At 72.0% G+C, this 26,554-nt stretch carries 28 protein-coding genes; 14 read left to right on the forward strand and 14 right to left on the reverse strand.

All coding sequences use genetic code 11. The features are described 5' to 3' along the window. Positions 1–103: 103 nt before the first annotated feature. On the forward strand, positions 104–526 hold the full coding sequence (locus tag ACZ7MG_RS37185) for a DUF6924 domain-containing protein (protein WP_471383611.1): 423 nt from the start codon (positions 104–106) through the stop codon (positions 524–526). A gap of 189 nt (positions 527–715) precedes the next feature. Beyond that, positions 716–1,270: a phosphoribosyltransferase family protein gene (locus tag ACZ7MG_RS37190; RefSeq protein WP_471383608.1), complete on the forward strand. Its 555-nt coding sequence runs from the start codon at positions 716–718 to the stop codon at positions 1,268–1,270. 128 nt (positions 1,271–1,398) lie between these two features. On the opposite strand, the gene ACZ7MG_RS37195 is transcribed toward ACZ7MG_RS37190, so the two are convergent. The 5 genes from ACZ7MG_RS37195 to ACZ7MG_RS37215 all read right to left on the reverse strand — a co-directional run bounded on the left by ACZ7MG_RS37195 (position 1,399) and on the right by ACZ7MG_RS37215 (position 4,788). Further along, positions 1,399–2,037, reverse strand: coding sequence for a hypothetical protein (locus ACZ7MG_RS37195; RefSeq protein WP_471383607.1), 639 nt, complete (start codon positions 2,035–2,037; stop codon positions 1,399–1,401). A 61-nt stretch (positions 2,038–2,098) separates the two neighbouring features. Then, positions 2,099–2,698 carry a histidine phosphatase family protein gene (locus ACZ7MG_RS37200; protein WP_471383604.1) on the reverse strand — a complete coding sequence of 200 codons (600 nt, stop codon included), beginning with the start codon at positions 2,696–2,698 and terminating at the stop codon, positions 2,099–2,101. 42 nt (positions 2,699–2,740) lie between these two features. After that, the gene (locus ACZ7MG_RS37205; protein WP_471383602.1) at positions 2,741–3,274 is read right to left on the reverse strand and encodes an HAD domain-containing protein; all 534 of its coding nucleotides are present in this window, start codon (positions 3,272–3,274) and stop codon (positions 2,741–2,743) included. 59 nt (positions 3,275–3,333) lie between these two features. Beyond that, complete coding sequence (locus tag ACZ7MG_RS37210) at positions 3,334–3,561, reverse strand: hypothetical protein (protein WP_471383600.1); 228 nt, start codon at positions 3,559–3,561, stop codon at positions 3,334–3,336. An 18-nt stretch (positions 3,562–3,579) separates the two neighbouring features. Next, positions 3,580–4,788, reverse strand: coding sequence for a pyridoxal phosphate-dependent aminotransferase (locus ACZ7MG_RS37215; protein WP_471383597.1), 1,209 nt, complete (start codon positions 4,786–4,788; stop codon positions 3,580–3,582). Between the two features lie 87 nt (positions 4,789–4,875). Here ACZ7MG_RS37215 and ACZ7MG_RS37220 point away from each other — a divergent pair, with 87 nt between their 5' ends. After that, the gene (locus ACZ7MG_RS37220; RefSeq protein WP_471383594.1) at positions 4,876–5,520 is read left to right on the forward strand and encodes a winged helix-turn-helix transcriptional regulator; all 645 of its coding nucleotides are present in this window, start codon (positions 4,876–4,878) and stop codon (positions 5,518–5,520) included. 503 nt (positions 5,521–6,023) lie between these two features. Here ACZ7MG_RS37220 and ACZ7MG_RS37225 read toward each other — a convergent pair. The 3 genes from ACZ7MG_RS37225 to ACZ7MG_RS37235 form a co-directional block, all read right to left on the reverse strand. Next, positions 6,024–6,839, reverse strand: coding sequence for a hypothetical protein (locus ACZ7MG_RS37225; protein WP_471383591.1), 816 nt, complete (start codon positions 6,837–6,839; stop codon positions 6,024–6,026). Beyond that, positions 6,839–8,107 (reverse strand): VWA domain-containing protein, encoded by a 1,269-nt coding sequence (locus ACZ7MG_RS37230; protein ID WP_471383589.1) that lies wholly within the window; start codon positions 8,105–8,107, stop codon positions 6,839–6,841. The genes ACZ7MG_RS37225 and ACZ7MG_RS37230 overlap by 1 nt, the downstream gene beginning before the upstream one ends. 84 nt (positions 8,108–8,191) lie before the next feature. Next, a complete protein-coding gene (locus ACZ7MG_RS37235) occupies positions 8,192–9,724 on the reverse strand; it encodes an IucA/IucC family protein (RefSeq protein ID WP_471383586.1) in 1,533 nt (510 codons plus the stop codon). A gap of 162 nt (positions 9,725–9,886) precedes the next feature. Between ACZ7MG_RS37235 and ACZ7MG_RS37240 the strand changes: the two genes are divergently transcribed. From ACZ7MG_RS37240 to ACZ7MG_RS37250, 3 genes are read left to right on the forward strand one after another with little or no spacing between them, the layout of a single operon-like run. Further along, complete coding sequence (locus ACZ7MG_RS37240) at positions 9,887–11,485, forward strand: IucA/IucC family protein (protein WP_471383583.1); 1,599 nt, start codon at positions 9,887–9,889, stop codon at positions 11,483–11,485. Between the two features lie 15 nt (positions 11,486–11,500). Continuing rightward, a complete protein-coding gene (locus tag ACZ7MG_RS37245; RefSeq protein ID WP_471383580.1) occupies positions 11,501–12,406 on the forward strand; it encodes a HipA family kinase in 906 nt (301 codons plus the stop codon). Next, positions 12,403–12,693 carry an Rdx family protein gene (locus ACZ7MG_RS37250; protein WP_471383577.1) on the forward strand — a complete coding sequence of 97 codons (291 nt, stop codon included), beginning with the start codon at positions 12,403–12,405 and terminating at the stop codon, positions 12,691–12,693. Before ACZ7MG_RS37245 ends, ACZ7MG_RS37250 begins: the two co-directional genes overlap by 4 nt. A 1-nt stretch (position 12,694) precedes the next feature. Here ACZ7MG_RS37250 and aceB read toward each other — a convergent pair whose 3' ends face one another. Together aceB and ACZ7MG_RS37260 are read right to left on the reverse strand one after the other, a co-directional pair. Further along, a complete protein-coding gene (gene aceB, locus ACZ7MG_RS37255) occupies positions 12,695–14,329 on the reverse strand; it encodes a malate synthase A (RefSeq protein WP_471383575.1) in 1,635 nt (544 codons plus the stop codon). 149 nt (positions 14,330–14,478) lie between these two features. Next, a complete protein-coding gene (locus ACZ7MG_RS37260) occupies positions 14,479–15,102 on the reverse strand; it encodes a nucleotidyltransferase family protein (protein ID WP_471383573.1) in 624 nt (207 codons plus the stop codon). A 191-nt stretch (positions 15,103–15,293) separates the two neighbouring features. Between ACZ7MG_RS37260 and ACZ7MG_RS37265 the strand changes: the two genes are divergently transcribed. Then, positions 15,294–15,608, forward strand: coding sequence for a DUF5955 family protein (locus tag ACZ7MG_RS37265; RefSeq protein WP_471383571.1), 315 nt, complete (start codon positions 15,294–15,296; stop codon positions 15,606–15,608). A 171-nt stretch (positions 15,609–15,779) separates the two neighbouring features. On the opposite strand, the gene ACZ7MG_RS37270 is transcribed toward ACZ7MG_RS37265, so the two are convergent. Beyond that, positions 15,780–16,586, reverse strand: a complete 807-nt coding sequence (locus ACZ7MG_RS37270; protein WP_471383569.1) for an IclR family transcriptional regulator — start codon at positions 16,584–16,586, stop codon at positions 15,780–15,782. A 257-nt stretch (positions 16,587–16,843) separates the two neighbouring features. On the opposite strand from ACZ7MG_RS37270, the gene allB reads away from it, so the two are divergent. Both allB and alc read left to right on the forward strand, forming a co-directional pair. After that, positions 16,844–18,184, forward strand: a complete 1,341-nt coding sequence (gene allB, locus ACZ7MG_RS37275) for an allantoinase AllB (protein WP_471383566.1) — start codon at positions 16,844–16,846, stop codon at positions 18,182–18,184. A 53-nt stretch (positions 18,185–18,237) separates the two neighbouring features. Next, positions 18,238–19,386 carry an allantoicase gene (gene alc / locus ACZ7MG_RS37280; RefSeq protein ID WP_471383563.1) on the forward strand — a complete coding sequence of 383 codons (1,149 nt, stop codon included), beginning with the start codon at positions 18,238–18,240 and terminating at the stop codon, positions 19,384–19,386. Positions 19,387–19,530: 144 nt separating this feature from the next. Here the strand turns inward: alc and ACZ7MG_RS37285 are convergent, their stop codons facing one another. Further along, positions 19,531–20,280 (reverse strand): SDR family oxidoreductase, encoded by a 750-nt coding sequence (locus tag ACZ7MG_RS37285; protein ID WP_471383561.1) that lies wholly within the window; start codon positions 20,278–20,280, stop codon positions 19,531–19,533. Positions 20,281–20,430: 150 nt separating this feature from the next. On the opposite strand from ACZ7MG_RS37285, the gene ACZ7MG_RS37290 reads away from it, so the two are divergent. Both ACZ7MG_RS37290 and ACZ7MG_RS37295 read left to right on the forward strand, forming a co-directional pair. Then, the gene (locus ACZ7MG_RS37290) at positions 20,431–21,057 is read left to right on the forward strand and encodes a dihydrofolate reductase family protein (RefSeq protein ID WP_471383558.1); all 627 of its coding nucleotides are present in this window, start codon (positions 20,431–20,433) and stop codon (positions 21,055–21,057) included. A gap of 116 nt (positions 21,058–21,173) precedes the next feature. Then, on the forward strand, positions 21,174–21,560 hold the full coding sequence (locus ACZ7MG_RS37295; RefSeq protein WP_471383556.1) for a guanyl-specific ribonuclease: 387 nt from the start codon (positions 21,174–21,176) through the stop codon (positions 21,558–21,560). 110 nt (positions 21,561–21,670) lie between these two features. On the opposite strand, the gene ACZ7MG_RS37300 is transcribed toward ACZ7MG_RS37295, so the two are convergent. Further along, positions 21,671–21,874: a hypothetical protein gene (locus ACZ7MG_RS37300; RefSeq protein WP_471383554.1), complete on the reverse strand. Its 204-nt coding sequence runs from the start codon at positions 21,872–21,874 to the stop codon at positions 21,671–21,673. A 179-nt stretch (positions 21,875–22,053) separates the two neighbouring features. Here ACZ7MG_RS37300 and ACZ7MG_RS37305 point away from each other — a divergent pair, with 179 nt between their 5' ends. Continuing rightward, positions 22,054–23,325, forward strand: coding sequence for a sensor histidine kinase (locus ACZ7MG_RS37305; RefSeq protein ID WP_471383553.1), 1,272 nt, complete (start codon positions 22,054–22,056; stop codon positions 23,323–23,325). Positions 23,326–23,460: 135 nt separating this feature from the next. Then, positions 23,461–24,477, forward strand: coding sequence for a hypothetical protein (locus ACZ7MG_RS37310; protein ID WP_471383551.1), 1,017 nt, complete (start codon positions 23,461–23,463; stop codon positions 24,475–24,477). Positions 24,478–24,543: 66 nt separating this feature from the next. Here ACZ7MG_RS37310 and ACZ7MG_RS37315 read toward each other — a convergent pair whose 3' ends face one another. Further along, complete coding sequence (locus ACZ7MG_RS37315; protein WP_471383548.1) at positions 24,544–25,572, reverse strand: aldo/keto reductase; 1,029 nt, start codon at positions 25,570–25,572, stop codon at positions 24,544–24,546. Between the two features lie 149 nt (positions 25,573–25,721). On the opposite strand from ACZ7MG_RS37315, the gene ACZ7MG_RS37320 reads away from it, so the two are divergent. Continuing rightward, the gene (locus tag ACZ7MG_RS37320) at positions 25,722–26,396 is read left to right on the forward strand and encodes a response regulator (RefSeq protein ID WP_471383545.1); all 675 of its coding nucleotides are present in this window, start codon (positions 25,722–25,724) and stop codon (positions 26,394–26,396) included. The last annotated feature ends 158 nt before the right edge of the window (positions 26,397–26,554 follow it).

Here is a 26,554-nt window from a genome sequence, read left to right on the forward strand (position 1 = left end):
CGCGCAGTTCCCCGCGCCCCTGAAAAGCGCGGGGAACTCCGTCCGGTGCGGCGGGTGCCTGGTCCGGGCAGTCGATGTCAGCGTCGGGTGAGAGGATCGCGAGATGCCTCTGCCTCAGCCCGATGATCTGACCTCGCTGGTCCTGCGTACCGACTTCGGTGACGAGAGAGCCTGGGACGCGGTTCGCGCCGCCCTCGACGCGGCTGGCGAGTACCCCCATGCCACGTTTGTCAGCGAGTTCCGCTTCGCCGGCGTGGAGGTTCAGGCCTTGATGGCTGAAGAGACGGCTGCGGACGAAGGCGACCAGGTTGTCCACATGTTTCTGGCGGACGCGGCCACGATGAGGGATCCGGGGCACCCCCTCCTGGCCGTGGACCTCTCGGACGAGCCCGGGCGGGTGTTCAGGGTCCCCGCCAGGTGGTTTCCTGACATCTCCGCCAACCTCAGCATCGCCAACATGAACTTCGCGGAGTTCGCCGACGCCGCTGATGAATCAGGGACCTTCCGCGGCTTTGACGAGGACTGACGCCCTTTCGTCGAGAGCAGGTCGATTGTCGCGAGGCGGATCATGGCTTCGGCGCGGGTGGGCCTTCGCGATCTGTGGGAGCACGTGCATGCCGCCTGCGTTCGGGGGCAGCTGGCTTGAGGCACTGCGCAGGAGGCAGGCGCCGATACTCGGTTGATGTCCGACGAGCTCCTGGGGAGACTCCGGTCCGTGACCAAAGCCGCGCGCGACCTCGCCCTGCAGCACTTCGTATGGACGGACGGCCATGCTGACGTGTGGGCGATCTTCCGAGACGCCGAGGCACTGAAGGCGGTCGTCAAGGCGCTTGTGGAGCCCTTCCGGAATGTCGGCGTCACCGTGGTCTGCGGCGTCGAGTCACGGGGTTTCCTTCTCGGCGCCGCCGCTGCGGTGGAAATGGGGGTTGGCTTCGTGCCGGTCCGTAAGGGGAACGGGCTGTTTCCCGGCGAGAAGGTCGAGCGTCGGGCGGAGCCGGATTATCGGCAGCAACGGCATCGCCTTCGGCTTCAGCGGTCTGCGCTGAAGCCGGGCGACAGGGTGCTGTTGGTCGACGACTGGATCGAGACGGGGAACCAGGCAGCCGCGGTCAGGGACATGGTCGCGGAGTGCGGCAGCGACTGGGCTGGTTGCAGCGTCATGGTCGATCAGCTCAGTGACGAACGGAGACAGGCGGTCGAGCCGGTCCAGGCTTTGCTGGCCTTCGATGACCTTCCGCTGTACCGGGTTGACGAGCAGACCGGTCCTTGACGGTCGGCAGCCGGCCGCGGACAACCCCACGAGGAACGCGGAGTACGACGGGCGCGGCCAAGGCAGGGGCGCGGGGAACTGCGCGATCAGCCCACCGGACCCGCGCCCAAATAATCGGCCCCCGCCCCCTAGGCCCGCCTCGGCGAGGCCAGCACATACCGTTCCCGGGTCCGGGGATCCGTGTGCTCGCTGACCTGCCAGCCCGCCCGATCCAGTGTCAGCGCGCAGGCCCGCAGGGTGTCGGGGTCCGGCTCGCGGACGGCGACGGCCTCGGGCTGGGGCGTGGCCCGCACGCGGTAGCCCTCGGTCGCCGATCCCGGCGCCGGCCGGTGACCCGCCGCCTCCAGGGCCAGCGCGGCGGACCGCACCAGATGCGTCCGCTCCCAGCCGCAGGGGCGGTCCACGGCCCCGTCCGGATTGGTCATCCGGCGCAGTTCCAGCAGTCCTTGCCAGGCGCTGTGCACCTCACGTGTGCGGGCCGGCCCGTCGGCCGTGGCCTCCTCACCGCCGACCCGCGCGGCGAAGACACCGGTCTCGGCGGGGGCGGTGTCCTGCGGGGCCGCCTCCGTGACCTCGGCCGGCGCCGTCTCCCGTACGCGGTGCCCGGCCGGGGTCAGGAAGTGGTCGTGGGGCGGGCGTGGATGCCGGAAGGCCAGCCCCCGCTTCACCAGCGCCGTGAGCTGGGCCTCCGTACCCCTCAGCCGCCCGGTCACGGTATCGGCGGCCTCGATGATCCGCCGCTGGACGGCGGTCGGCGGTCGTGTCACAACACCCTCCCTCGGCCTTCCTCAGCCCCCGTCGGTCTCCCTCGGCCGACCCACTCGAAGACTACGAGGCGGGTCTGACATTCCAACCCGCGATGACCGGACGGCCGTGTTCCGTGCCGAGGCGGCAGACCGTGCCCGTGGCCAGCTGGAACAGTGCGCCGCCGGAGGCGGGGAGGCCGAGGTAGCGGGCGGTGAGGACGCGCAGGAAGTGGCCGTGCGCCACGAGCACCACGCTCCCCTCGGTGTTCCCCAGAGCCGCGTGCGCCTTCGCCAGCATCCGGTCGGCACGCGCCCCGACCTCCTCCGGGCCCTCACCAGGATGCTCCGGCGGCCCCGGCGCGACCCCGTCCGTGAAGAGGAACCACTCCGGCCGGGTGCGATGGATCTCGACGGTCGTGATGCCCTCGTACCCGCCGTAGTCCCACTCGACGAGGTCCGCGTCGACACGCGCCCCGCCGAGCCCGGCCAGTTCGGCCGTCTCCCGGGCCCGCTTGAGCGGGCTCACGAAGACCGCGCCGACGCGGTGCGAGCCGAGCAGCGGGGCAAGACCGCGCGCCTGCTCACGGCCGTGGTCGGTCAGTGGGATGTCGGTCCAGCTGGTGTGCTGCCCGGACGCCGACCACTCGGTCTCACCGTGCCGCACAAGAAGAAGATCACCCATGCCTCCAGGCTACGAGCCCGCCGCACCTACGGCGTCCGCGCCTCACAGGGCACGCGCCCACCGCTCCAACTCCGCGAACTCCTCCTCCCGAAGCCCCCGGCGCGGATCGATCCGCAACAGCAGGGCCGCCGCGTCGTGGTGCTCGGCCGCATGCCGTACGTCGAGGTCGGTGATCATGTCGTCGACCCAGACGAACGGCCGCCCCGCCGCCCACGCCAGGACCTGCCGGGTCTTCCAGTACAGCCCGTCCGGCTCCTCGGCGAAGAGGTTGCCGAACTCGATGACCGGCAGATCGCGCGGCAACCCGATCACCGGCCCGATCATCTCGTTGGCCTCGTGCATCCAGGTCGTCGCCCACGCCAACTCGTAGGGCAGCGCGAGCAGTCGCTCCCCGTGCGCCGGGTTCAGCCGGATCCGCAGCCCCCGGCGCAGCCGCCGGGACCCCGGTTTCTGTCGCGAGGACCAGTTGGAGGGGTGCACCCGGCGGGTCACATACCCGCGGGGACGCCATATTCGGGCGCCGAACGGGTTGAGGGGGCCGTCGACGTCGAGGAGAAGCAGCGGACGGTCAGTCATGGGGAAGGGCTACCCAGCACGGAGGTACGGTGCGCCTCTCGTCGTCGCTCAGGGTGAGTTCAGCAGTGCGAGTTCAGCAAGGTGACAACCGGCAGCGGGCGGCGGTGCCGGCGTCGTAGCCGCCAAGAGGCGGTGACCAGGACGGCCCGCGCGCTGAGGGTCAGGACCACCACCGGGCCGAGCAGGCTGACGGCCGACTCCCGTAACAGAAGGTCGTCCAGACAACGGGTCGTGGTGCCCGGATCACCGGCGGCATCGGCGGCATCTGCGGTCTGGGCGGATCGCATCTCACATGGAATGCGTCATCACTGTCGATATCCGCTCAGGAACCGTCCGATCCGGCTGATCGCCGCGTCGAGGTCGTCGGCGTGGGGGAGGGTGAGGATGCGGAAGTGGTCGGGGGTGGGCCAGTTGAAGCCGGTGCCCTGGACCACCTGGATCTTTTCCCGGAGGAGCAGGTCCAGGACGAACTTCTCGTCGTCGTGGATCTTGTGGACCTTGGGGTCGAGGCGGGGGAAGGCGTACAGCGAGCCCTTCGGCTTGACGCAGGAGACGCCGGGGATCTCGTTGAGCTTCTCCCAGGCCACCGTGCGCTGTTCGTACAGCCGGCCGCCCGGGGCGGTCAGGTCGAAGATGGACTGCCGGCCGCCGAGCGCGGCCTGGATCGCGTACTGGGCGGGCGCGTTGGCGCACAGGCGCATGGAGGCCAGCATGGTGAGGCCCTCCAGGTAGTTCTTCGCGTGCTGCTTCGGGCCGGTCACCACCAGCCAGCCCGAGCGGAAGCCCGCCACCCGGTACGTCTTCGACAGGCCGCAGAAGGTGAGGACGACCAGGTCGGGGGCGAGCGCCGCGACCGAGTGGTGCACGGCGTCGTCGTACAGGATCTGGTCGTAGATCTCGTCGGCGAAGACCATCAGGCCGTGGCGGCGGGCGAGGTCGAGGATGCCCTCGATGATCTCCTTCGGATAGACCGCGCCGGTGGGGTTGTTGGGGTTGATGATGACCACGGCCTTGGTGCGGTCCGTGATCTTCGACGCCATGTCGTCCAGGTCCGGGTACCAGTCGGCCTGTTCGTCGCAGAGGTAGTGCACCGCCTTGCCGCCGGCGAGCGTGGTGACCGCCGTCCAGAGGGGGAAGTCGGGGGCGGGGATCAGGATCTCGTCGCCGTCCTCGACCAGCGCTTGTACGGCCATCGAGATCAGCTCGGAGATGCCGTTGCCGAGGAAGACGTCGTCGACGCCGACCTCCAGGCCCAGGGTCTGGTAGCGCCCCGCCACGGCCCGGCGGGCGGAGAGGACGCCGCGGGAGTCGGTGTAGCCGTGCGCCTGGGGGAGCATCCGGATCATGTCCTGGAGGATCTCCTCCGGCGCCTCGAAGCCGAACAGCGCGGGGTTGCCGGTGTTCAGGCGCAGCACGCTGTGGCCCGCCTTCTCCAGTGCGTCGGCGTGCTCGATCACCGGGCCGCGGATCTCGTAGCAGACCTCGCTGAGCTTGTTCGACTGCCGGAACTCCATGCGCGCTCGCCCCTCCGGTTTCGTGTGTTGCTTGGTTTTACCAAGTTCGGGCTTGGAAAGTCCAACGACATGTCTAGACTGCGTCGCATGTCACCACGCCGAAGCTACGACCAGTACTGTTCCGCCGCGCGCGCCCTTGATGTCGTGGGCGACCGCTGGACCCTGCTGATCGTCCGTGAACTGCTGGCCGGGCCGCGCCGCTACACGGATCTGCACGCCGACCTGCCGGGGGTGAGCACCGATGTACTCGCCGGGCGGCTGAAGGACATGGAGCGCGACGGGCTGACCACGCGGCGTCGGCTGCCGCCGCCGGGGGCGGTGTACGTCTACGAACTCACCGGGCGCGGGCGGGAGTTGCTGCCGGTGGTGCAGGCGTTGGGGGCGTGGGGGGAGGGGGTGCTCGGTGAGCGGCGGGCCACGGATGCGGTGCGGGCCCATTGGTTCGCGCTGCCGTTGCTTCGGGCGCTGGACGGGTTCGGTGCTGGGCTGGTCGAAGTTCGGTTGGAGGAGGGGGAGTTCCATGTGTGGGTCGGTGGGGAGGGGGAGAGGGAGGGGCGGGCGGTGTATGGGGACGGGCCGGTGGGCGTGGACGCGGATGTTCGCCTGACCCTCGACGCGGGCACCTGCGGTGAGCTGAGCCGGGGGGAGTTGGGGTTGAGGGATGCGGTGCGGTTGGGGCGGGTCGGGGTGGTGGGGGAGGGGGCGTTGGCAAAGGAGCTGCGGGAGGGGTGAGTGGGGCGGGGTGGGTGAGTGGGGCGGTTGGGGTGCGTTGTCGGGCACGGGCCCGGTGGGGCTTCTCGCGCAGTTCCCCGCGCCCCTAAAAGCCCAGGCCCCTGCGGGCCTGAAAGCCCAGGCCCCTGCGGGCCTGAAAGCCCAGGCCCCTGCGGGTCTGGAAGGCCGGGCGTCTGCGGGTCTGGAAGGCCAGGTGCCTGCGGGTCTGGAAGACCTGGTGCCTGCGGGTCTGGAAGGCCAGGCGTCTGCGGGCCTGAAAGCCCAGGCCCCTGCGGGCGTGGAAGGCCGGGCGCCCGCGCCCCTGGAGGGCCAGCCCTCCGTGGGCTGAAAGGCGACCGGGGATGGGGCTGAAAAGCGGGGGGCGTAGCCCCGGCTTTTCAGGGGCGCGGGGAACTGCGCGAGAAGCCCCGCCGGCCCGCGGACGAAATCGCACCTCCATCGCCCCGGCAAAGGGCCCGCCGAACCGGCATGGTTCGGCGGGCCCTGGTGAAGGCGCGGAGCGGTCACGCTGTCGGTGGTGGGGCTTGAACGGGGCGGCCCGACCCCCGGGTCAGGGAGTAACCCCCGATGCCCGCCAGCGCGGCGAACACCGCGCCGAGTGCGGTCCACACCCACCGGTCGCTCCACCAGCCGGAGGCCCACCCGTCGTCGGGTTCGAGGGAGGAGAGGACCGCCTCGGTGGAGGAGTCGGCGTCCTCCTCGTCCTGCCCGGAGGTGACCGCGATGCCCGGAACCAGCGGCTGTGCCAGCGAACCGTCGACCGCCGCCGCACCGCCGATGTCCTTCGAGGCGACCTCGACCGACGTGCTGACCGGCAGCCCCAGATCACCCGTGGCCAGCCGGATCGTGGTCAGCCGGAGGTAGTACGTGCCCGGCAGCGGATCGTCGGCCCACGGCTCCGACCAGGCCCGCACCGTCCGCAGCGTGCAGGACAGCTCGACGGAGTCGGCCCCCGCCGCGGCGGTCCGGGTCTGCGCGCCGTACTGGCAGGCCTGGCGGCGCCGCAGCCCGTCGTACACGTCGATCTGCCAGGTGGACGAGGACCGCGCCCCCTCGGGCAGTTTCACACTCGCCCGTACGGTCGGCCGCTGCCCCGCGTCGGCCGGGAACGACCAGTACAGGTAGTCGCCGGTCGAGGCGCTCGCCGTCGCCTTCTGGCCCTGCTCGAACTCCGCGGCCGTACGGAAGGAGGTGCCCGCCTCGGTGGGCGCCTCCCCGTCCTCCGAGGCGCTCGGGGAAGGGGTGGAGTCGGCCACGGCCGGGGCCACGGCCAGGCCCAGCATCAGCAGGGCGGCGCTCAACGCACGTGTGATCCGCATCAGTTGGTCCTCCAGACCGCGACCCGCCAGCGTGACAGCCAGCCCCACAGCACACCCGCCAGGAACCCGACGAGCACCAGCACACCGAGCAGCCACCAGCCGCGGCCGAGGCCGAAGGAGGCCACGTCGGCGGACCGGTCCGGCCCGTCCACGATGTCGACGGTGACCTCAAGCGGCAGACCGGGCGTGGTCTTCACACCACTGGCCGGCGAGTAGGAGTGGGTCACCTGGAGGCACACGGTCTCGGCGGCGTCCTCGTCCTCCTCGTCCTCGGCCTCCGCCTTCGGATAGCGCAGCCCGGTGGAGATGGCGTCGGTACGGCCGTTGCCGGCCGCCTCACCGCGTACGATCTCGCGGTTCTTGGTGGTCACCGCGCGCAGCAGCACCCCGTAGTCGGGGTTGACGTCACGGTCGGCCGCGACGCTCACCGAGGCCCGCAGTTCCTGACCCGGTTTCACATCGACGCGGTACCAGCGCTGTTGGGCGAACTCCTCGCGGTCGGTGTACAGGCCGGACGTGAGGGTGGGCGCCTCGGCGCACGCGTCCGCGCCCTCGACGGCCTTCGGCACGACCACCGGATCGGCGGCCCGGTCGACCAACTGATTGACGCGGTCGGTGAGTTCGTCCCGGTGCTCGATCGACGTGTACGAGCCGCCGGTCGCCTCGGCGATACAGCTCAGCTGGAGCCGCATCTTGGCGTTCGGGACCAGACCGAGCGTGTCGATGGTCAGCCCGATGCCCTTCGCCGCGATCTCCCGGGCCACCTCGCACGGGTCCAGCGGGGCGCAGGTGTCCTCGCCGTCGCTGATCAGCACGATGCGCTTGGTGCCCTCGCCGCCCTCCAGGTCGTCGGCGGCCTTCAGCAGCGCCGGGCCGATCGGGGTCCAGCCGGTCGGCGCGAGCGTCGCCACCGCCGCCTTCGCCTCGGTCCGGTCCAGCGGCCCCACCGGGTAGAGCTGCGCGGTGTCCTTGCAGCCCGTCTTCCGGTCGTCGCCCGGGTAGTTCGCGCCCAGGGTGCGGATGCCGAGCTGGACCTCCTCGGGCGTGGCGTCCAGCACCTCGTTGAACGCCTGCTTCGCCGCGGCCATCCGGGACTGCCCGTCGATGTCCTTGGCCCGCATCGAACCGCTCACGTCCAGCAGGAGGTTGACCTTGGGCGCCAGGGCCGTGGTCTCGTCGGCGACGGCCGTGGACGGGACCGCGATCCCGGCCGTCAGGACGGCGAGCAGGACGAACACCCCTGCCGCCAGCCGTTGTCTTGTGATCATCGGCGGATCCTATTGATCCGGAGGGCCACCCTTCAAAACGAGACCGGCCATCTCTCCGAACGAGACCGACTGTTGGTGAGTCGTTCACCGCAGCGGACTCGGCACCTCCGCCCAGATGTCCCCCGGCCGCTCCGGCGAAAGACGCATCAGCGTCAACGCCTTCGTCGGTACCGGCCCCTCCAGCAGCGTGCCCAGATCGGGCGTGCGCGGCAGGTCCCGTACGGCGGTGGCGAGCGCCTCGCGCAGCACGGGCGTCGAACCGGCCGTGGCGCCGAGCGTGCCCGTGATCAGGGCCCCGAACAGCTTGCGGCGCAGCGTCGTCTCGTCGTCCGTGATGATCCGCCCGGACATGGCCGGGGCCGGAACGCCGTGGCGGGCGAGGCGCGCGGGGCTGACCCGGATGTCCGCGAGGTCACGGTAGACGAGGCGGCGGGGGGCACCCGACGGGGACAGGACCACCAGGAGGTTCTGGCCGTGCGCCTCCAGGGCCACGCCCAGGTCGAGCAGCCGGAGGGAGACCGTGAGCGCGAGTCGGGTGAAGTCCGCCAGCCAGGACGGCGACCGGGGCAGCTCGGTCGTCGCCAGCGCGGCCACCGGCAGGACCCGCTCCCCGGTCGCCGTGTCCGCGTACGTCTCCGGCGACTCCCGCAGCACCGCCGCCAGATCGGGCGAACCGGCGGTGACCGCGCCGAGCGTACGGGTCACATGCAGCAGCCCGTCCGTGCGGGCGGCGACCTCGGCCATGAAGTCCGACACGATCGCCGAGGTCTCGATCGAGTAGACGGAGATGTCCCGCACCGAGGAGGTCAGCCGGGCACTCAGCGCGGTCTTCACATGAGGTGCGTGCGGCTGGGGTGTGTGCGGCCCGCCGTCCGCGAGGGCGAGCGTCCGCAGGGACATCAGCGGATGCGCCTCGATCACCTCACCCAAAGGGCACTTGAGCACATGCGCCGCCTGCCACGGATGCACCGGCACCAGCACCCGCCCGCCGTCCCGGAACCGCTCCGGCCACTCCCCGACGACCAGCGCGTCCTCCACCGGCGCCAGCCCCAGCCGCACCACCTGCCGGTGCTCCGGCCCGTAAGCGAGCTGGTCGCACGCCGAAAACCCGGGCCGGGAACGGCAGTTGGGGTGGAACGGATGCCCGTCCACGATCGACTGCTCCCACTCCCACCCGGCCGCCGGGGGCACGGCGGCCGTCGGCTGACCGGCCCGCGACAGCGCCAACGAGGCCACGCTGTGGTCGAGTTCGACGGCGAACGCGGCACTGTGCGGCACGGCCAGGGCGGTCATGAGCCGCGCCGGACGGTCGTACGGCCGCCCGTCGAACCACACCTCCTCGACACCCTCGGCGGTGCCGTACGGATCCACCGCCGGACCGTGCAGCCGGCGGCCGTCGGCGAGGTGCAGCGTGACCCCGTCGCCGCCGGCCGCGTCCCGGCGTACCACCCAGGGCAGTGGCTCATGGACGAGGCCCCGCCACAGCCGGGACAGCACGGCGGACCGGGCGCCGGGCAGCGCGGTCGTGTACGGCGGCGTCAGATCGGGGCGTACGGCGCCCAGCTCGGCGCCGAGCGCCGCCTCGGCGTCGGCGTCGGACAACGGGTGACGGTCCACGGACGGACTCCTCGGTGGGGTGACGGTGCGGTGGCGGTGAGGTGAGGGGGTCGGGCGGGTAGGAAACCCGCATCGGCATCGGCGTACGACCACTGCCCGCCCGCCTCGACCGTGACGCATGCCGGGCGGACATACTGATCACAGATGCACCGTATGGAACGAATGGACCCTGTGGACGCCACCCCGCCCAGCGACGACATCGGCACCACTGTCGACGCGCACGCCGTTGACGCGCATGCCGTCGACGCGCACGCCATCGACGCTCGCGCCGCCGCCCCCCTTCTCAACTGCCTTCTGCGGGAGCTGGGGGAGCCCGCCGAGCCGGGCGTGCCCGGAGCGCACCGGCTCAAGGGCAGCGGACACCTGCTGCGGGTACACGGCACCCGGCGCCCCGTCCACCCCGAGGTGCGCACAGCGGCCGGGACCTGGCACCCGCTCACCCACCCCGAACTCGTCGCACTCGCCGCCGGTGAACTCCACGCCCTCACCGGCCTGTCCAACACCGAACTGCCCGCCGAGATGCTCGACAGCCGCGACGTCGTGGCCGCCCTCCTCACCGCGCGCGCCCGCACACCGGCGCCCGGGGACCCGTACCGGCGCTCCGAGCAGTCCCTGATCACGGGGCACCCCTTCCACCCCGCCCCCAAGGCCCGCGGCGGCGGCCCGGCAGCCGACTGGCTGCCGTACGCGCCCGAGGCGTACGCCGACTTCCCGCTGACCCTGCTCGGGGTCCGCGAGGACGCGGTGGTCGAGGAGGGCGACACCACCGCCCTGGACGCCCTGGGCTCGGCCCCGCCCGGCTACCGCCTCCTGCCCGCTCACCCCTGGCAACTCGACCTGCTGGGCGACGACTTGGCGGACGCGTTCGCCGACGGCCGCCTCGTCCGACTGGGCCGGACACCCGGTGAGGTCTGGCCGACCGCTGCCATCCGCACGGTGTATGTGCCCGGGGACGCAGCCGGAGGCGTCCCCGACCTCTTCCTCAAGTTCAGCCTGGACGTACGGATCACCAACGACATCCGCCGCCTGTGGCGCCACGACCTGCTCAAGCTGCGCCGGACGGACAGCGCGGTCACGAAGGCGTTCACCGGGCTGCCGGGTGCCTGGCTGAGCGACCGCGGCTACCGCACCGCCGACTTCGCCTTCGAGGAACTGGCGGTCCTGGTCCGGGACGGCCTGGACGGCCATGTGCCGCCCGGTACGACCCCCTGCCTCGCCGCCGCGCTCACCGAGGACACCGACGCCTTCCCGGGCAACCCGCTGGTCGGCACCACCGATCCCGGGGCCTGGTGGGAGGCGTATCTGCGCGCTGTCGTCCCCCCGGCCCTCGCCGCCTTCCACGGCCATGGCGTCGTCCTGGAGGCTCACCTCCAGAACACCGTCATCGCCTGCGACCCCTCCGGCACACCCGTACGGGCCGTGTACCGCGACGCCGAGGGCGTGAAGCTCCTCCCGGACGTGACCCGCGAGGCGGGCTGGGAACGCCTGGTCTACTGCCTCGTCGTCAACAACCTCCTGGAGATCGCGGCGGCCCTGGCCGAACACCATCCGGGCCTCGACCCCTGGCCGGCCGTACGACGCGAGCTGGCCCGTCACGAGGATGTGCCCGAGGCCGCCGCCCTGCTCGACGCACCGACCCTCCCCGGCAAGACGAACCTGCTGCTGCGCTGGACGGGCGCGGACGGCGCGGACGCCCGGTATCTGCCGCTGCCGAACCTGTTTCGGCGCCCACCGGGCCGGGGCACCGGGTCGCTCGTCTGATCTACAGTGGCCGGTGTGCTGCGCCAAGTGACCGCCGTCCGTTATGTGGCCCCCCTCCGGGCGGGCGGCTCCGTGCCCGGGATCGTCGAGGCGGACGACCTGGGGACGTACGTCGTCAAGTTCACGGGCTCGGCGCAGGGCCGCAAGGCGCTGGTCGCCGAGGTGATCGTCGGGGAACTGGCGCGGGCTCTGGGGCTGCGGTTCCCCGAGCTGGTCCTCGCGCACTTCGATCCGGCCATCGCCGAGAGCGAGCCGCACCAGGAGGTGCGGGAACTGCACGCGGCGAGCGCCGGCCTCAACCTCGGCATGGACTATCTGCCGGGCGCGCGGGACTTCACCCCGGAGGTCGCGAAGGAGTTCCGGGTGGACTCCCTCGAAGCCGGCCGGATCATCTGGCTCGACGCCCTCACGGTCAACGTCGACCGCACCGTGCACAGTTCGAACCTCATGGTCTGGCCCACGCTCGGCGTCGCGCCCCCGCGGCTCTGGCTGATCGACCATGGCGCGGCCCTCGTCTTCCACCACCGCTGGGACGCCTCGGACCCCACGAAGGCGTACGACTTCCGCCACCACGCCCTCGGCCACTACGCCCCCGACGTCCGCGCGGCGGACGCCGAACTCGCGCCGAAGGTGACGGAGGAGCTGCTGAGGCGGATCGTCGCCGAGGTCCCCGACGCCTGGCTCACCGACTCCGGGACACCGGAGCAGGCGCGGGAGGCGTACGTCGGGTATCTCCTCGCGCGCGTACGGGCCTCCGCCGAATGGCTCCCTACCGACTTCCCCACCCGGGAGGAACTCGCCGCCGAGGAGGCCCTCCGCTCGGCGAGGACACAGCGAGGCCGCCCGGACTGGCTGAAACGGGTCCCCGACCTGCACGGCAAGCCGGCGGCGGAACAGGATTGGTCGGTGCATCTCGGATGAGCCCCCACGCACCCGTCGTACAGATCGAGTACTGCACCCAGTGCCGCTGGCTGCCCCGCGCGGCCTGGCTGGCGCAGGAGCTGCTGACCACCTTCGAGACGGAGATCGGCGAGCTGTCCCTCAAGCCCGGTACCGGCGGCGTGTTCGTCGTCCGTGTCGACGACGAGGTCGTCTGGGACCGCCGCGAGCAGGGCTTTCCCGAGCCGACGGCCGTCAAGCAGGCCGTACGCGACCGAGTGGCCCCGGGGAAGTCCCTGGGCCACTCGGACAGGATCGGAGGGTCGTAGCTCAGCCCTTGAGCCGCTCGTACGCCGGGAGGGTCAGGAAGTCGGCGTAGTCCTCGTCGAGGGCGACCTGGAGGAGCAGGTCGTGCGCCTGCTGCCAGTGGCCGGCGGCGAACGCCTCCTCGCCGATCTCGGCGCGGATGTTCGCCAGCTCCTCGGCGGCGACCTCGCGGGCCAGCTCCGGGGTGGCCTTCACGGATTCGCCGGCGTGCTCGAACTCGACGCCCGCGTTGATCCACTGCCAGATCTGGGAGCGGGAGATCTCCGCGGTGGCCGCGTCCTCCATCAGGTTGAAGATGGCGACGGCGCCGAGGCCGCGCAGCCAGGCCTCGATGTAACGGATGCCGACCTGGACGGCGTTGACGAGACCGGCGTACGTGGGCTTCGCGTCCAGGGAGTCGACGGCGATCAGGTCGGCGGCCTTGACGTCGACGTCCTCGCGGAGGCGGTCCTTCTGGTTGGGCCGGTCACCGAGCACGGCGTCGAAGGACGCCATCGCGATCGGCACCAGGTCCGGGTGGGCCACCCACGACCCGTCGAACCCGTCGTTCGCCTCACGGTCCTTGTCGGCCTTGACCTTCTCGAAGGCGACCTTGTTGACCTCCTCGTCGCGCCGCGACGGGATGAACGCGGCCATACCGCCGATCGCGTGCGCGCCGCGCTTGTGGCAGGTGCGGACGAGGAGTTCGGTGTACGCCCGCATGAACGGGGCTGTCATCGTCACCGCGTTGCGGTCCGGGAGGACGAACTTCTCGCCGCCGTCACGGAAGTTCTTCACGATGGAGAACAGGTAGTCCCAGCGGCCCGCGTTCAACCCCGAGGCGTGGTCGCGGAGTTCGTAGAGGATCTCCTCCATCTCGTACGCGGCCGTGATCGTCTCGATCAGGACGGTCGCGCGGACGGAGCCCTGCGGGACGCCGACATGGTCCTGCGCGAAGACGAACACCTCGTTCCAGAGGCGGGCTTCGAGATGCGACTCCGTCTTCGGAAGGTAGAAGTACGGACCCTTGCCGAGGTCCAGCAGCCGCTGGGCGTTGTGGAAGAAGTACAGGCCGAAGTCGACCAGCGCGCCGGGGACGGCACGGCCGTCGGCGTCGACGAGGTGGCGCTCGTCGAGGTGCCAGCCGCGCGGGCGCATGACGACCGTCGCCAGCTCCTCGTCGGGGCGCAGGGCGTACGACTTGCCGGTGCGCTCGTCGGTGAAGTCGATGTTCCGGGTGTACGCGTCGGCCATGTTCACCTGGCCGAGGACCACGTTCTCCCAGGTGGGTGCGGAGGCGTCCTCGAAGTCCGCGAGCCAGATCCTCGCCCCCGAGTTCAGGGCGTTGATCGTCATCTTGCGGTCGGTGGGGCCGGTGATTTCCACCCGGCGGTCGTTCAGCGCGGCGGGGGAGGGGGCCACCCGCCAGGAGTCGTCGGCGCGGATCGCGGCGGTCTCCGGGAGGAAGTCGAGCGTGGAGGTGCGGGCGATCTCGGCACGGCGCTCCGCGCGGCGGGCCAGCAGCTCGTCACGCCGGGGCGTGAACCGGCGGTGCAGCTCGTACACGAAGGCGAGGGCGGCGTCGGTGAGAACCTCGTCCTGACGGGGCAGGGGCTCGGCGTCGACGATGGCCAGCGGGGACGGCGCTGGTGCGGACATGAGCTGTCACTTCCTTCAGCGGGGATTCTGTGCAGTGGATACTAGTTTCCTCATGGTGGAAGTTCAATGTTTTGTTGATGTCGAGATTCTCCGGGTCGAGGGAGGGCGGCGCCGAGTGTCCGCCGACTGTCCGCCGAGTGTCATCCCGTTCACTCCAGGTGGACGAGGTCGGCCTCGGTGTCGATGTCGTACGGCCGCGCCACGTCCCCGCACTCGACGAGCGTGAGCGCGTCGCCGTGTCCCCTCAGGTAGGAGCGCGCCCCTTGGTCGCCGGTGGCGGTCGCGGCGATCCCGGGCCAGTGGTCGGAGCCGAAGAGGACCGGGTGGCCCCGTACGCCGTCGTACGCGGCGGCGACGAGCGACCCGCTCGATCCGGGTTCGTGGGCGGCGAGGACGCGGGCCACCGCCTCCGGGCCGATGCCCGGCTGGTCGACGAGGGACACCAGGACGGCGTCGGCGCCCGTCCCCGCCAGGGACTCCAGCCCGGCCCGCAGTGACGAGCCCATGCCCTCGGCCCAGTCCGGGTTGTCGACCGGTACGCAGCCTGACAGGTCGGCGCGGGCGCGTACGGCGCTGGCCTCGGCGCCCAGGACCACATGGATCCGGGTGCAGCCGCCCGCCCGGAGCACCGCGAGCGCGTGTTCGACCAGGGGGCGGCCGTGGTGGGTCAGCAGGGCCTTGGGGCGGCCGCCGAGCCGCCGCCCGCCGCCGGCGGCCAGCAGCAGTCCGGCGACCTCGCTCCGGGGTGGTCTCCGGGCCTCGTGATGCGTCATGTCCCCTTGCATACCCGTTGCATACCCGACCCGGTGCGGGTGTCCCGTGAAGCCGGACGGACCGGCGAACGGCTTTGTGGTGCGCGGGGACTGAATTTCGGTCCCCGTAGTGGCGCTCGCCACACCGAGTGGCGTTTACTGGCCCGCGCCACCCCCGGCGGGCGAGGGGGTGGGGTGAGGGGGAGAGGGCTGTGTTGCGGAGCTTGGGGCAGAGGCCAGTGACCGGCAGTGACGAGGATCCCAGGGTGGCGGGGCTGCGGTCGGCCGTGTCCCGGTTGCGGCGTGAACTTGCCGCGCATCCTGCGGAGTTCCCCGACCGGGGGATCGCGGAGGACGAGTTGGCGGCGCTCGCGGCGATGGCCGTCACCGGGATGCCGGAGGTTCTGCGGTTACGTCGGTCGCTGCTGCTGATCGCCGGGTCGATCGGGTCGGTGAGCGCGCTGGCCCGGGGGCTGGCGGAGGTGCGGACGGCGGTGGAGCTGTTCGGGGAGCCGCCGCGGCGCTGACCGACTCCGGCTGACCGTCCGGTGGGGGCTGGTCGCGCAGTTCCCCGCGCCCCTCAAAAAAGCGGGGCTGCGCCCCTGCTTTTTCGGCCCGAAGGGGCCGTAGGCCCTTAAGGGGCGCGGGGAACTGCGCGAGAAGCCCCACGCACCCGCACCCGACAACGCGCCCCCGGCTTAGCTGCTCCCCGCCCCCGAACTCGCCAACGCCTCCGACAACTCCACCGCGACCTGCTGAAGCACTGGCACGATCCGTTCCGTCGCCGTCTCGGTGACCCGTCCCGCCGGACCGGAGATGGAGATCGCCGCCGCGGTGGGGGAGTCGGGGACGGAGACGGCGAGACACCGGACGCCGATCTCCTGTTCGTTGTCGTCGACGGCGTAGCCCAGCCGCCGGACGTCCTCCAACGCGGTCAGGAAACCCTCGGGCGTGGTGATCGTCTTCTCCGTCGCGGCTGGCATCCCCGTACGGGCCAGCAGCGCGCGGACCTCGTCCGCCGGGAACCCGGCGAGCAGCGCCTTGCCGACCCCGGTGGAGTGCGGCAGCACCCGGCGGCCCACCTCGGTGAACATCCGCATGGAGTGCTTGGACGGCACCTGGGCGACGTACACGATCTCGTCCCCGTCGAGGAGCGCCATGTTCGCCGTCTCCCCGGTCTCCTCGACGAGCCGCGCGAGATACGGCCGCGCCCATGTGCCGAGCAGCCGGGACGCGGACTCGCCGAGGCGGATCAGGCGCGGGCCGAGGGCGTACCGCCGGTTGGGCTGCTGGCGTACGTAGCCGCAGACGACCAGGGTCCGCATCAGCCGGTGGATGGTCGGCAGCGGCAGCCCACTGCTCGCCGACAGCTCGCTCAGGCCCACCTCGCCGCCGGCGTCCGCCATCCGCTCCAGCAGATCGAAGGCGCGCTCAAGGGACTGGACACCACCGGAGGACGACTTCACGGAGTCGGGCGTGGGGGCGCTGGCGCTGGACGTCGGCACAGGGCGCGGTCCTTTCGGGATGGCGGGCGAGATCGCAGCCTACCGGGCAGTTCATTGACTACTCGCTTGTACGTCACTACGTTCTGCTCCGTGGAATTCTAATTCCGTGTTGTGAAAACATCCAGAGTGAGGGCGCCCTTGACGGCACGAGAGTAGGGGTGAAAACTCCTTCAACAGAACGTTGAATTCCGTTACGCGGAAGTAAACGACGGCAGGAAACGACGGCAGTGAACAGCGGTACGGCGAGAGGGGTCCCGGTGTCCGAGACTGAACTGGTGTTGCGCTCGACGCGGGTCATCACCCCCGACGGATCGCGCCCCGCCGCGGTCGCCGTCGCGGACGGCAGGATCACGGCCGTCCTCCCGTACGACGCCGAGGTACCGTCCGGCGCGCGCCTGGAGGACCTCGGCGACGACGTGCTGCTGCCCGGTCTCGTCGACACCCACGTCCATGTGAACGACCCCGGCCGCACCCACTGGGAGGGCTTCTGGACCGCCACGCGCGCCGCGGCGGCCGGCGGCATCACCACCCTCGTCGACATGCCGCTCAACTCCCTCCCGCCGACCACGACCGTCGACCACCTCCGGACGAAGCGCGAGGTCGCCGCCGACAAGGCCCATGTCGACGTCGGCTTCTGGGGCGGCGCCCTGCCCGACAACGTCAAGGACCTGCGCCCGCTGCACGACGCCGGGGTCTTCGGCTTCAAGGCGTTCCTGTCGCCGTCGGGCGTGGACGAGTTCCCGCATCTCGACCGGGACGGCCTCGCCCGCTCCCTCACCGAGATCGCCGGCTTCGGCGGACTGCTCATCGTCCACGCCGAGGACCCGAGCCGTCTCGACGCGGCCCCCCAGCAGGGTGGTCCGAGGTACGCCGACTTCCTCGCCTCCCGCCCGCGCGGCGCCGAGGACACCGCCATCGCGGCCCTGATCGACCGGGCCCGGCAGCTCGACGCGCGCGTCCACGTGCTGCACCTGTCCTCCAGCGACGCGCTCCCGCTGATCGCCGAGGCCAAGCGGGACGGCGTACGGATCACCGTCGAGACCTGCCCGCACTACCTCACCCTCACCGCCGAGGAAGTCCCGGACGGGGCAAGCGAGTTCAAGTGCTGCCCGCCCATCCGTGAGTCCGCCAACCAGGACCTCCTCTGGCAGGCCCTCGCGGACGGCACGATCGACTGTGTGGTCACCGACCACTCCCCGTCCACCGCCGACCTGAAGACCGACGACTTCGCCACCGCCTGGGGCGGTATCTCCGGCCTGCAGCTGAGCCTCGCGGCGGTCTGGACGGAGGCCCGCCGGCGCGGTCACGGCCTGGAGGACGTCGTCGGCTGGATGTCCGCGCGCACCGCGGCCCTCGTCGGTCTCGACGACCGCAAGGGCGCCATCGAGGCGGGCCGCGACGCCGACTTCGCCGTCCTCGCGCCCGATGAGACCTTCACCGTCGACCCGGCCGCCCTCCAGCACCGCAACCGCGTCACCGCGTACGCCGGCAAGACCCTGTACGGCGTGGTCAAGTCCACCTGGCTGCGAGGACAACGCATCGTCGCGGACGGCGAGTTCACCGCCCCGAAGGGACAACTCCTCACCCGCACCCCCTGATCCCCGCACCCCCGACCGGCAGCGGCCGACCCCGAAAGGCAGACCTGATCATCGTGACGGCGCAGCACCACACCCCGCCCGCGCGTTTCACCGGCGACGCGAACCCCTACGGCGGCGGCGACCCGTACGCGGACTACCGCACGGCCGACTTCCCCTTCACCCGGTACGCCGACCTCGCCGACCGCAGGCTCGGCGCCGGGGTGATCGCCGCCAACGACGAGTTCTTCGCCCACCGCGAGAACCTGCTGGTGCCCGAACGGGCCGAGTTCGTCCCCGAGCACTTCGGGCACAAGGGCAAGGTCATGGACGGCTGGGAGACGCGCCGCCGCCGGGGCGCCTCGGCCGACCACCCCTGGCCGACGGCCGACGACCACGACTGGGCCCTGATCCGCCTCGGCGCGCCCGGCGTGATCCGGGGGATCGTCGTCGACACGGCCCACTTCCGCGGCAACTACCCGCAGGCGGTCTCCGTCGAGGCCGCGTCCGTGCCCGGCTCGCCCTCGCCGGAGGAACTGCTCGCCGACGACGTGAAGTGGACGACCCTCGTCCCGCGCACCCCCGTCGGCGGCCACGCGGCCAACGGCTTCCCGGTCACCGTCGAGCAGCGCTTCACCCACCTCCGCCTCAACCAGCACCCCGACGGCGGCGTCGCCCGTCTGCGTGTGTACGGCGAGGCCGTGCCGGACCCCGCCTGGTTGGACGCGCTCGGCACCTTCGACGTGGTCGCCCTGGAGAACGGCGGCCTCGCCGAGGACGCCTCCAACCTCTTCTACTCGCCCGCCACCAACACCATCCAGCCCGGCCGCGCCCGGGTGATGCACGAGTGCTGGGAGACCAGCCGCCGCCGCGACCAGGGCAACGACTGGATCCGCTACCGCCTCGCCGCCCAGTCCGAGATCCGCGCCCTGGAGATCGACACGGCCTACCTCAAGGGCAACGCGGCCGGCTGGGCCACGGTCTCGGTGCGGAACGGCGACGACGGTGACGCGGGCGGAGACGCCGGCTGGACCGAGATCCTCCCGCGCACCCGCCTCCAGCCCGACACCAACCACCGCTTCGTCCTCGACACCCCCGCCGTCGCCACCCACGCCCGTATCGACATCTACCCCGACGGCGGAATCTCCCGCCTACGCCTCTTCGGCTCCCTGACGGAGACAGGCAGGACCACCCTGTCGACGCGCCACCAGGAACTGGGCGGCTAGACCGACCCCCGCCCGCCAGGGGCGCGGGGAACTGCGCGACAAGCCCCGACGCTCCGCCACGTCCGAACCCACACAAGCCACCCACACAAGCCACCCCCGGGGGCGGCAGCCCCCATCCAGCACCCCGGGGGCCGCCGACGCCCCTCAGGCCGCATGCCCCCCGTCCACCGCGAACTCCGCCCCGGTCACGTACTCCGCCCCCGCCAGATACACCACGACCGACGCCACCTCCGAGGCCGTCCCGAACCTCCCCAGCGCGGTCATCCCGACCTGCCCCGCCGCGAAAGGCCCGTCCGCGGGATTCATGTCCGTGTCCGTCGGCCCCGGATGCACCACGTTCGCCGTGATCCCCCGCCCACCCAGCTCCCTGGCGAGCGCCTTCGTCAACCCGACCAGCGCCGACTTGCTCATCGCGTACAGCGTCCCGCCGGGCCCGGGCACCCGCTGTGTCATACACGTGCCGACGGTGATGATCCGCCCGCCGCGCCCCATCCGCGCCGCGGCGGCCTGGGACGCCAGGAAGACACCCCGCACGTTCACCGCGAGCACCCGGTCCACCTCGGCGAGCGGCAGGCTCTCCAGCGGCCCCAGCACCCCCACCCCGGCGTTGTTCACGAGCACGTCCAGCCGCCCGCCCAGCGCCTCGGCCGCCCGTGCCACCGCACCGGCCGCCTCCTCGGGATCCCCCGCGTCCGCCCGCAGGGCCACCGCCCGCCGCCCGAGCGCCTCCACGGCCCGTACGACCTCCTCGGCCCCCTCCTTGCCCTGTACATAGGTGACGGCCACATCCGCGCCTTCCCGCGCCAGCCGTACCGCCGTGGCGGCCCCGATACCCCGGCTGCCACCGGTGACGAGGGCGACCCTGCCGTCGAGTTCTCCGATCGATGTAGTCATGCCTCCATCCCACCGTCGGCTCCGCACCCGCGCTGGCGGTGAACGGACGTCGAGCTCACCCGACCGATGAGTTGCGGGGGCCGAAGGGGTCTGCCCTGATGACAACTGACCGCCAGGTTTTCACCGGAGCATCGAAAGCAGGCACCCGCCATGGGCAAGCTCACCCTCACCTCCTTCGTCACCCTCGACGGCGTGTACCAGGCCCCCGGCGGCCCGAACGAGGACCGCCGCGACGGCTTCGAGCACGGCGGCTGGAGCGTCCCGTACGGGGACGAGGACTTCGGCCGGTTCGTCGACGGAGTCTTCGGCCGTGTCGGCGCCTTCCTGCTGGGCCGCAGGACGTACGAGATCTTCGCCGCCCACTGGCCGAAGGTCACCGACCCGGGCGACCCGGTCGCGGGGAAGCTCAACTCCCTGCCCAAGTACGTCGTTTCACGCACCGTCACACACCCCGAGTGGCACGGCACGACCGTGCTCTCCGGCGACCTCGCCCAGGAGGTCACCGCCCTCAAGGACGCCACCGAGGGTGAGGTGCAGATCCACGGCAGCGGGAACCTCGCGCAGTCGCTGCTCGCCCTCGACCTGGTCGACACCGTGCACCTGCTGACGTTCCCGGTCGTCCTCGGCGCCGGCCGCCGCCTCTTCGCCGAGGGCGCCCTCCCGACCGCGTTCCGGCACGCCGGGGGCAGCATCACGAGCACCGGTGTGTCGATCCAGACGTACGAACGGGCGGGCCGTCCCGAGTACGGCACGTACGAGCTTCCGGAGAACGCGTGAAGTCCGGGCGGCTTCCGTCAGCCCCGGTTAACTCCCGGAAAACTTACCGGCCGTGCCCGGAAAATCATGGAACTTGTCATTGACATGCCATGCTCTACGCGCGTCATCATGAGGCCATGAGATTCCCCCCACGAGCAACACGCATCGGAGCGGCGGCAGCCCTCCTGTCCGCTCTCCTCGTCGGCGGCACCGTCACCGCCACCCCGGCCGCCGCCGCGGTCGGCAGCATCTGCTACAGCGACCTGCCGTCGCAGGCGTACACCACGCTCAACCTGATCGCCCAGGGCGGGCCGTACCCGTACTCCCAGGACGGCGGCGTCTTCCAGAACCGGGAGCGCATCCTGCCCTCGCGGTCCACGGGCTACTACCACGAGTACACCGTGAAGACCCCCGGCTCCTCCACCCGCGGCGCCCGCCGGATCGTCACCGGTCAGGCGTACGAGGAGGACTACTACACCGCCGACCACTACGCGTCCTTCGACCTGGTCGACTACGACTGCTGAGTCCGCCCCACCGGACTCGGCACCGCCCGCCCCGGCCGGCTGTCCTCCCCCCACCGGACAGCCGGCCGGGCGGGCCCCCGCTCACCCGGACCTCGCCGTCGTCACCCCGCTCACCCGGACTTCCGGCTCTCCGCCGCCGCGAACAGGGCGATCGCCAGGACGACCAGCGCGATGCTGACGTAGATCTCGTAACCGTCCAGGGCGCTCCACCGCTGTGTCACCCCCCACTGCAGCTTGCCGGTGAGTTCGTACACCAGACCGCCGGTGCCCTGGCACAGGGCGAGGAATCCGAGTAACTCCAACAACTGCTTCATGTCCCCGATCCTGGCCCCGCGGTCTCCCCACGTTCATCGGCCGCGGGGCGAGGCCTGTCCGACGGGAGTACCGATCCGCGGGCCGGCGGACCGCCGAAGGTCGACGGCGGCGCGACTTTGGTCGCGATCACCGGCGGAGGGGAGGTGCCGGAGGCCGTCTCTGCATAGATTTGTCGACCGTGAGTGCTGACAAGCCGGTGCCGGTGCCGGAGCCCCGGCCCCCGGCCTTCCCGGGGCGGAGCTGGCTGCTGCCGTCGGCCCTGCTCGACCCCGCCCCCGGGCGGGACCCCGGCGACGGACGACCCGGACGGCGGCCCGGGCGGACCGCCCGCGATTGGGTCGTCGACTTCACCTGCTTCCTGATGGCCGTGTTCATCGGCCTCCTCGGCGCGGACACCGTCCGGAACGAGACCGACCTGCCGCAGGCCTTCGCCGTCCTCGACCAGGTCCTCGGCGCGCTCGCCTGCGCCGCCGTCTGGCTGCGCAGACGCCGGCCGGTCGGCCTCGCCGCGGCGATGGTCCCGGTCTGCTTCGTGTCCAACACCGCGGGCGGCGCCGGACTGGTCGCCCTCTTCACCCTCACCGTGCACCGGCCCTTCCGCTACGTCGCCTGGATCGGCGGCACCTCCCTCCTCCTGAACCCGCTGTTCTTCTGGCTGCGCCCCGACCCCGACATCACCTACCCCTGGGCGGTCTTCCTCTCCGTCCTGCTCACCGCCGCGATCGTCGGCTGGGGCATGTTCGTGCGCTCCAAGCGACAGCTCCTGCTGAGCTTCCGGGACCGCGCCCGGCGCGCCGAGACCGAGGCCGAACTCCGGGCCGAACAGGCGCAGCGGCTCGCCCGGGAGGCCATCGCACGGGAGATGCACGACGTCCTGGCCCACCGTCTGACCCTGCTGAGCGTGCACGCGGGCGCACTGGAGTTCCGCCCCGACGCGCCCCGCGCCGAGATCGTCCGCGCGGCCGGTGTCATCCGGGAGAGCGCCCACGAGGCACTCCAGGACCTCCGGGAGATCATCGGGGTGCTCCGGGCGGGCGAGCCCGACGACCCGGGCCGCCCCCAGCCGACCCTGGCCGCGCTCGACACCCTCGTCGCCGAGTGCCGCGAGTCAGGGATGAAGGTCGTCCTCGACCAGCACGTCACCGACCGCGCCGCCGTCCCCACCTCCGTGGGCCGCACCGCCTACCGCATCGCCCAGGAGTGCCTGACCAACGCCCGCAAGCACGCCCCCGGCGCCGAGGTCACCGTCACCGTCTCCGGCGCCCCCGGCGACGGCCTCACCGTCTCCGTACGCAACCCGGCGCCCCCGGGCGAGGTCCCGCCCGTCCCCGGCTCCGGCCAGGGCCTCATCGGCCTCACCGAACGCGCCGCGCTGGCCGGCGGCCGCCTGGACCACGGCCCCGGGACGGACGGCGGCTTCGGCGTACGGGCCTGGCTGCCCTGGGGCTGAACCCCGGCTATCGGCGTGCGCGACGCCATCTCGTCCTCCATGATGGCCAGTTGACCCCCTCGGCTCGTACGACGCGTGCGCACCGCGGGGCACAGGACATCAGGACATCCGGTGGGTCTCGGGAGGGACAGCAGCGTGACTTTCGGGGGACACAACCCGTACCAGCCGCCCTGGCAGCCGAACGGCGGACCGTACCCCCCGCCCCCACCGCCACCCCAGGGACCGTACGTACCGCCGCAGCCCGGCCCACCGCCGTACGGCCCCTACCCCCCGTACCCCTACGTCCCCCAGCCGCCCCCCACGCTCGTACGGCGGATGCGGGAGGACGAATGGCCGCCCCTGCGGGAGTTCCTCAGCGGGCTGCGGCTGCACGGCTGTCTCTGGGCGATGGCCGCGATGTGCGCGTGGCCCATGGTGGTCGGTCTGCTGGTGGGCTACCCGCTGGCCCGCTCGGCCCGCCGCCCGGCCCGGCGGATCTTCCCCTCCCGCGCCCGCCACCGCCTCGTCGACGACGACGTGACCCGGATGCAGCGGCGCCGGGCCTGGACGGCGACCCTCATGTCCGTGCTGATCCTGGCCGTGTACGGCAAGGCCGAGGACGTCGACCAGGCGCAGCAGCAGTTCATGATGCGGCTGCTCGTCACCCCCTGGCTGCTGCTCCTGAGCGCGCCCGTGGTCGTCGGGGCCCTCTACCGCTGGTCGTCGCCGACCGCGCGCCGGGCCATGCGCGCCCCGCTGCGCACCGCCGGGACCTCGGCCCTCTGGTACGTCGGCGCCTTCACGGCGGTGCCGCTGCTCGGCGGGGCGATCTACTACAGCCGCACCCACCTGGAGCAGAAACTGAGCCTCTGGGTGCCGCTCGCCCTGCTCGTGCCACTGCTCTGGACGCTGCTCTTCATCGTCTTCGCCACCGGGCCCGCCGTGCGCAGAGCCTTCAACACCGCCGATGTGCACCCGGCCCTCCCGGCGCTGCTCACCGGCGCCCTGGTCTGGGAGTTCGCCGCCATCAGCCTCGCCGTCGGCGGACTGCCGCCGGGCCCGCCCCTCGTCCAGCTCGCCGCCCTCGTCGGCGGCCCGGCCTCGGTCACCGCCGTCGCGTGGTGGGAGATCCACCGGCTGCGCAGCCGCCACGGGGTACGCCTGCGGGCCTGACGGGTGCCTGCGGCGTGCTCGGTCGGCGGCGGTACGGGGGTCCGGCGGCGGAGCCGCTCGGCGGGGTCACGCCGGGCGCGGCACCACCCGCTGTCCCGCCGACCCGTACACCCACGCCGACGCCTCGTCGATGAAGTCGCCCGGGAAGCCCAGCCGGAAGGCCGTGGTCTCCTCCAGCCGGGCCAGCATCTCCGGGGGCAGTACGAGCCGGGCGGCGCCCAGATTGTCCATGAGCTGCTCCACCCGGCGGGCGCCGAGGATGGGGTGCACGGCGGGGGAGTGGGCCATGGTCCAGGCGATGGCGATCTGGGCCGGGGTGGCGTCCAGTTCGTCGGCGGCGCGCTGCACGGCCTCCGCGACCGCCCGCTCGCGCTCCCCGACCGCCCCGGCCGACAGCCGGGTCGCGGTCCCCGGCGCCACCCCGCCCGGCCGGGTGTACTTGCCGGACAGGACGCCGTTGTGCAGCGGACTCCAGGCCGCCACCGACATCCCGAACGCCTCCGCCATCGGCAGCAGTTCCCGCTCGATGTCCCGGTTCAGCAGGCTGTACGGCACCTGGAGCGCCGACAACGGCGACCAACCCCGCCACTCCGCCAGGGTGTTGGCCCGCGACACCACCCAGGCCGGGGCGTCCGAGATACCGACGTACAGCACCTTCCCGGACCGTACGGCGTCGTCGAGGGCGCGCATCGTCTCCTCGACCGGGGTGTTGCGGTCCCAGATGTGCACCCAGTACAGGTCGATGTAGTCCGTGCCCAGCCGGCGCAGGCTCGTCTCCAGCGACAGCGCGAGGTTCTTGCGGTGGTTGCCCGCGGCGTTCGGGTCGCTGCCGTCACGGGAGACGGTGTACTTGGTGGACAGCACGAACCGGTCGCGCCGTCCCTTGAGCAGCTCGCCGACGATCCGCTCGCTCTCCCCGCCCCGGTAGTTGACCGCCGTGTCGATCACATTGCCGCCGGCCTCCGCGTACACGTCGAGGATCCGCGCGCACTCCTCCGGAGGCGCCCCCACCCCACCCTGCTCCCCGAACGTCATGGCGCCCAGGAACAGCTCGGAGACACGGAGCCCGGTCCGGCCCAGGAGTCGGTAACGCACCTGATTCCTCCGTCAGTTGAAAGCCGTACCGGCCGACACTAACGGGTCGGCCCACGCCGACGCGGCGATCCGGGCCGAGCGCCCGCGCCGCAGCGTCATTACGGTGGTGCCGCACAGCCCTCCACGACCGACACCCGAACGGCGGACCGATGACCGTGATCCGACTGCTCCTCGTCGACGACGATCCCCTGGTGCGGGCCGGTCTGTCCTTCATGCTGGGCGGCGCCGACGACATCGAGATCGTGGGCGAGGGCGCCGACGGCGCGGAGGTGGACGCCCTCGTCGACCGTACGCGCCCCGACGTCGTCCTGATGGACATCCGGATGCCGGCCGTCGACGGCCTCACGGCCACCGAGCGGCTGCGCGCCCGCGCGGACGCGCCCCAGGTCGTCCTCCTCACCACCTTCCACGCCGACGACCAGGTCCTGCGCGCCCTGCGCGCGGGCGCCGCCGGCTTCGTCCTCAAGGACACCCCGCCCGCCGAGATCGTCGACGCGGTCCGCCGGGTCGCGGCCGGCGACCCCGTGCTCTCGCCCGCCGTCACCCGTCAGCTCATGGCCCACGCCGCCGGGGGTGCCGCCGACACCCGCCGCGCCACCGCCCGTTCCCGTGTCGCCGCCCTCAACGACCGCGAACGCGAGGTCGCCGTCGCCGTCGGCCGCGGTGCCTCCAACGCCGAGATCGCCGCCGAGCTCTTCCTGAGCGTCCCCACCGTCAAGACGCACGTCTCCCGCGTCCTCGCCAAACTCGGCCTCAACAACCGTGTGCAGATCGCCCTGTTGACGTACGACGCGGGGCTGCTGGAGGAGGACGGGCACTCCTGAGCGGCCCCGGGCGCGGGACGGTCCGCCGGGGATGCCTGTCGGGTGCGGGTGGGTGGGGGCTGGTCGCGCAGTTCCCCGCGCCCCTGAAGAGCCGGGGCTGCGCCCCGTGCTCTTCGGGCCGAAAAAGCAGGGGCGCAGCCCCGCTTTTTCAGGGGCGC

It is taken from the genome of Streptomyces sp. NPDC107538 (assembly GCF_055657445.1).

Excerpts from the sequence above, each read along its gene's own strand:
- ACZ7MG_RS37185 (WP_471383611.1), top strand. The coding sequence starts at position 104 with ATGCCTCTGCCTCAGCCCGATGATCTGACCTCGCTGGTCCTGCGTACC.
- ACZ7MG_RS37200 (WP_471383604.1), bottom strand. The coding sequence starts at position 2,698 with ATGGGTGATCTTCTTCTTGTGCGGCACGGTGAGACCGAGTGGTCGGCG.
- ACZ7MG_RS37205 (WP_471383602.1), bottom strand. The coding sequence starts at position 3,274 with ATGACTGACCGTCCGCTGCTTCTCCTCGACGTCGACGGCCCCCTCAAC.
- ACZ7MG_RS37210 (WP_471383600.1), bottom strand. The coding sequence starts at position 3,561 with ATGCGATCCGCCCAGACCGCAGATGCCGCCGATGCCGCCGGTGATCCG.
- ACZ7MG_RS37215 (WP_471383597.1), bottom strand. The coding sequence starts at position 4,788 with ATGGAGTTCCGGCAGTCGAACAAGCTCAGCGAGGTCTGCTACGAGATC.
- ACZ7MG_RS37220 (WP_471383594.1), top strand. The coding sequence starts at position 4,876 with ATGTCACCACGCCGAAGCTACGACCAGTACTGTTCCGCCGCGCGCGCC.
- ACZ7MG_RS37225 (WP_471383591.1), bottom strand. The coding sequence starts at position 6,839 with ATGCGGATCACACGTGCGTTGAGCGCCGCCCTGCTGATGCTGGGCCTG.
- ACZ7MG_RS37230 (WP_471383589.1), bottom strand. The coding sequence starts at position 8,107 with ATGATCACAAGACAACGGCTGGCGGCAGGGGTGTTCGTCCTGCTCGCC.
- ACZ7MG_RS37240 (WP_471383583.1), top strand. The coding sequence starts at position 9,887 with ATGGACCCTGTGGACGCCACCCCGCCCAGCGACGACATCGGCACCACT.
- ACZ7MG_RS37250 (WP_471383577.1), top strand. The coding sequence starts at position 12,403 with ATGAGCCCCCACGCACCCGTCGTACAGATCGAGTACTGCACCCAGTGC.
- aceB (WP_471383575.1), bottom strand. The coding sequence starts at position 14,329 with ATGTCCGCACCAGCGCCGTCCCCGCTGGCCATCGTCGACGCCGAGCCC.
- ACZ7MG_RS37260 (WP_471383573.1), bottom strand. The coding sequence starts at position 15,102 with ATGACGCATCACGAGGCCCGGAGACCACCCCGGAGCGAGGTCGCCGGA.
- ACZ7MG_RS37285 (WP_471383561.1), bottom strand. The coding sequence starts at position 20,280 with ATGACTACATCGATCGGAGAACTCGACGGCAGGGTCGCCCTCGTCACC.
- ACZ7MG_RS37290 (WP_471383558.1), top strand. The coding sequence starts at position 20,431 with ATGGGCAAGCTCACCCTCACCTCCTTCGTCACCCTCGACGGCGTGTAC.
- ACZ7MG_RS37295 (WP_471383556.1), top strand. The coding sequence starts at position 21,174 with ATGAGATTCCCCCCACGAGCAACACGCATCGGAGCGGCGGCAGCCCTC.
- ACZ7MG_RS37300 (WP_471383554.1), bottom strand. The coding sequence starts at position 21,874 with ATGAAGCAGTTGTTGGAGTTACTCGGATTCCTCGCCCTGTGCCAGGGC.
- ACZ7MG_RS37320 (WP_471383545.1), top strand. The coding sequence starts at position 25,722 with ATGACCGTGATCCGACTGCTCCTCGTCGACGACGATCCCCTGGTGCGG.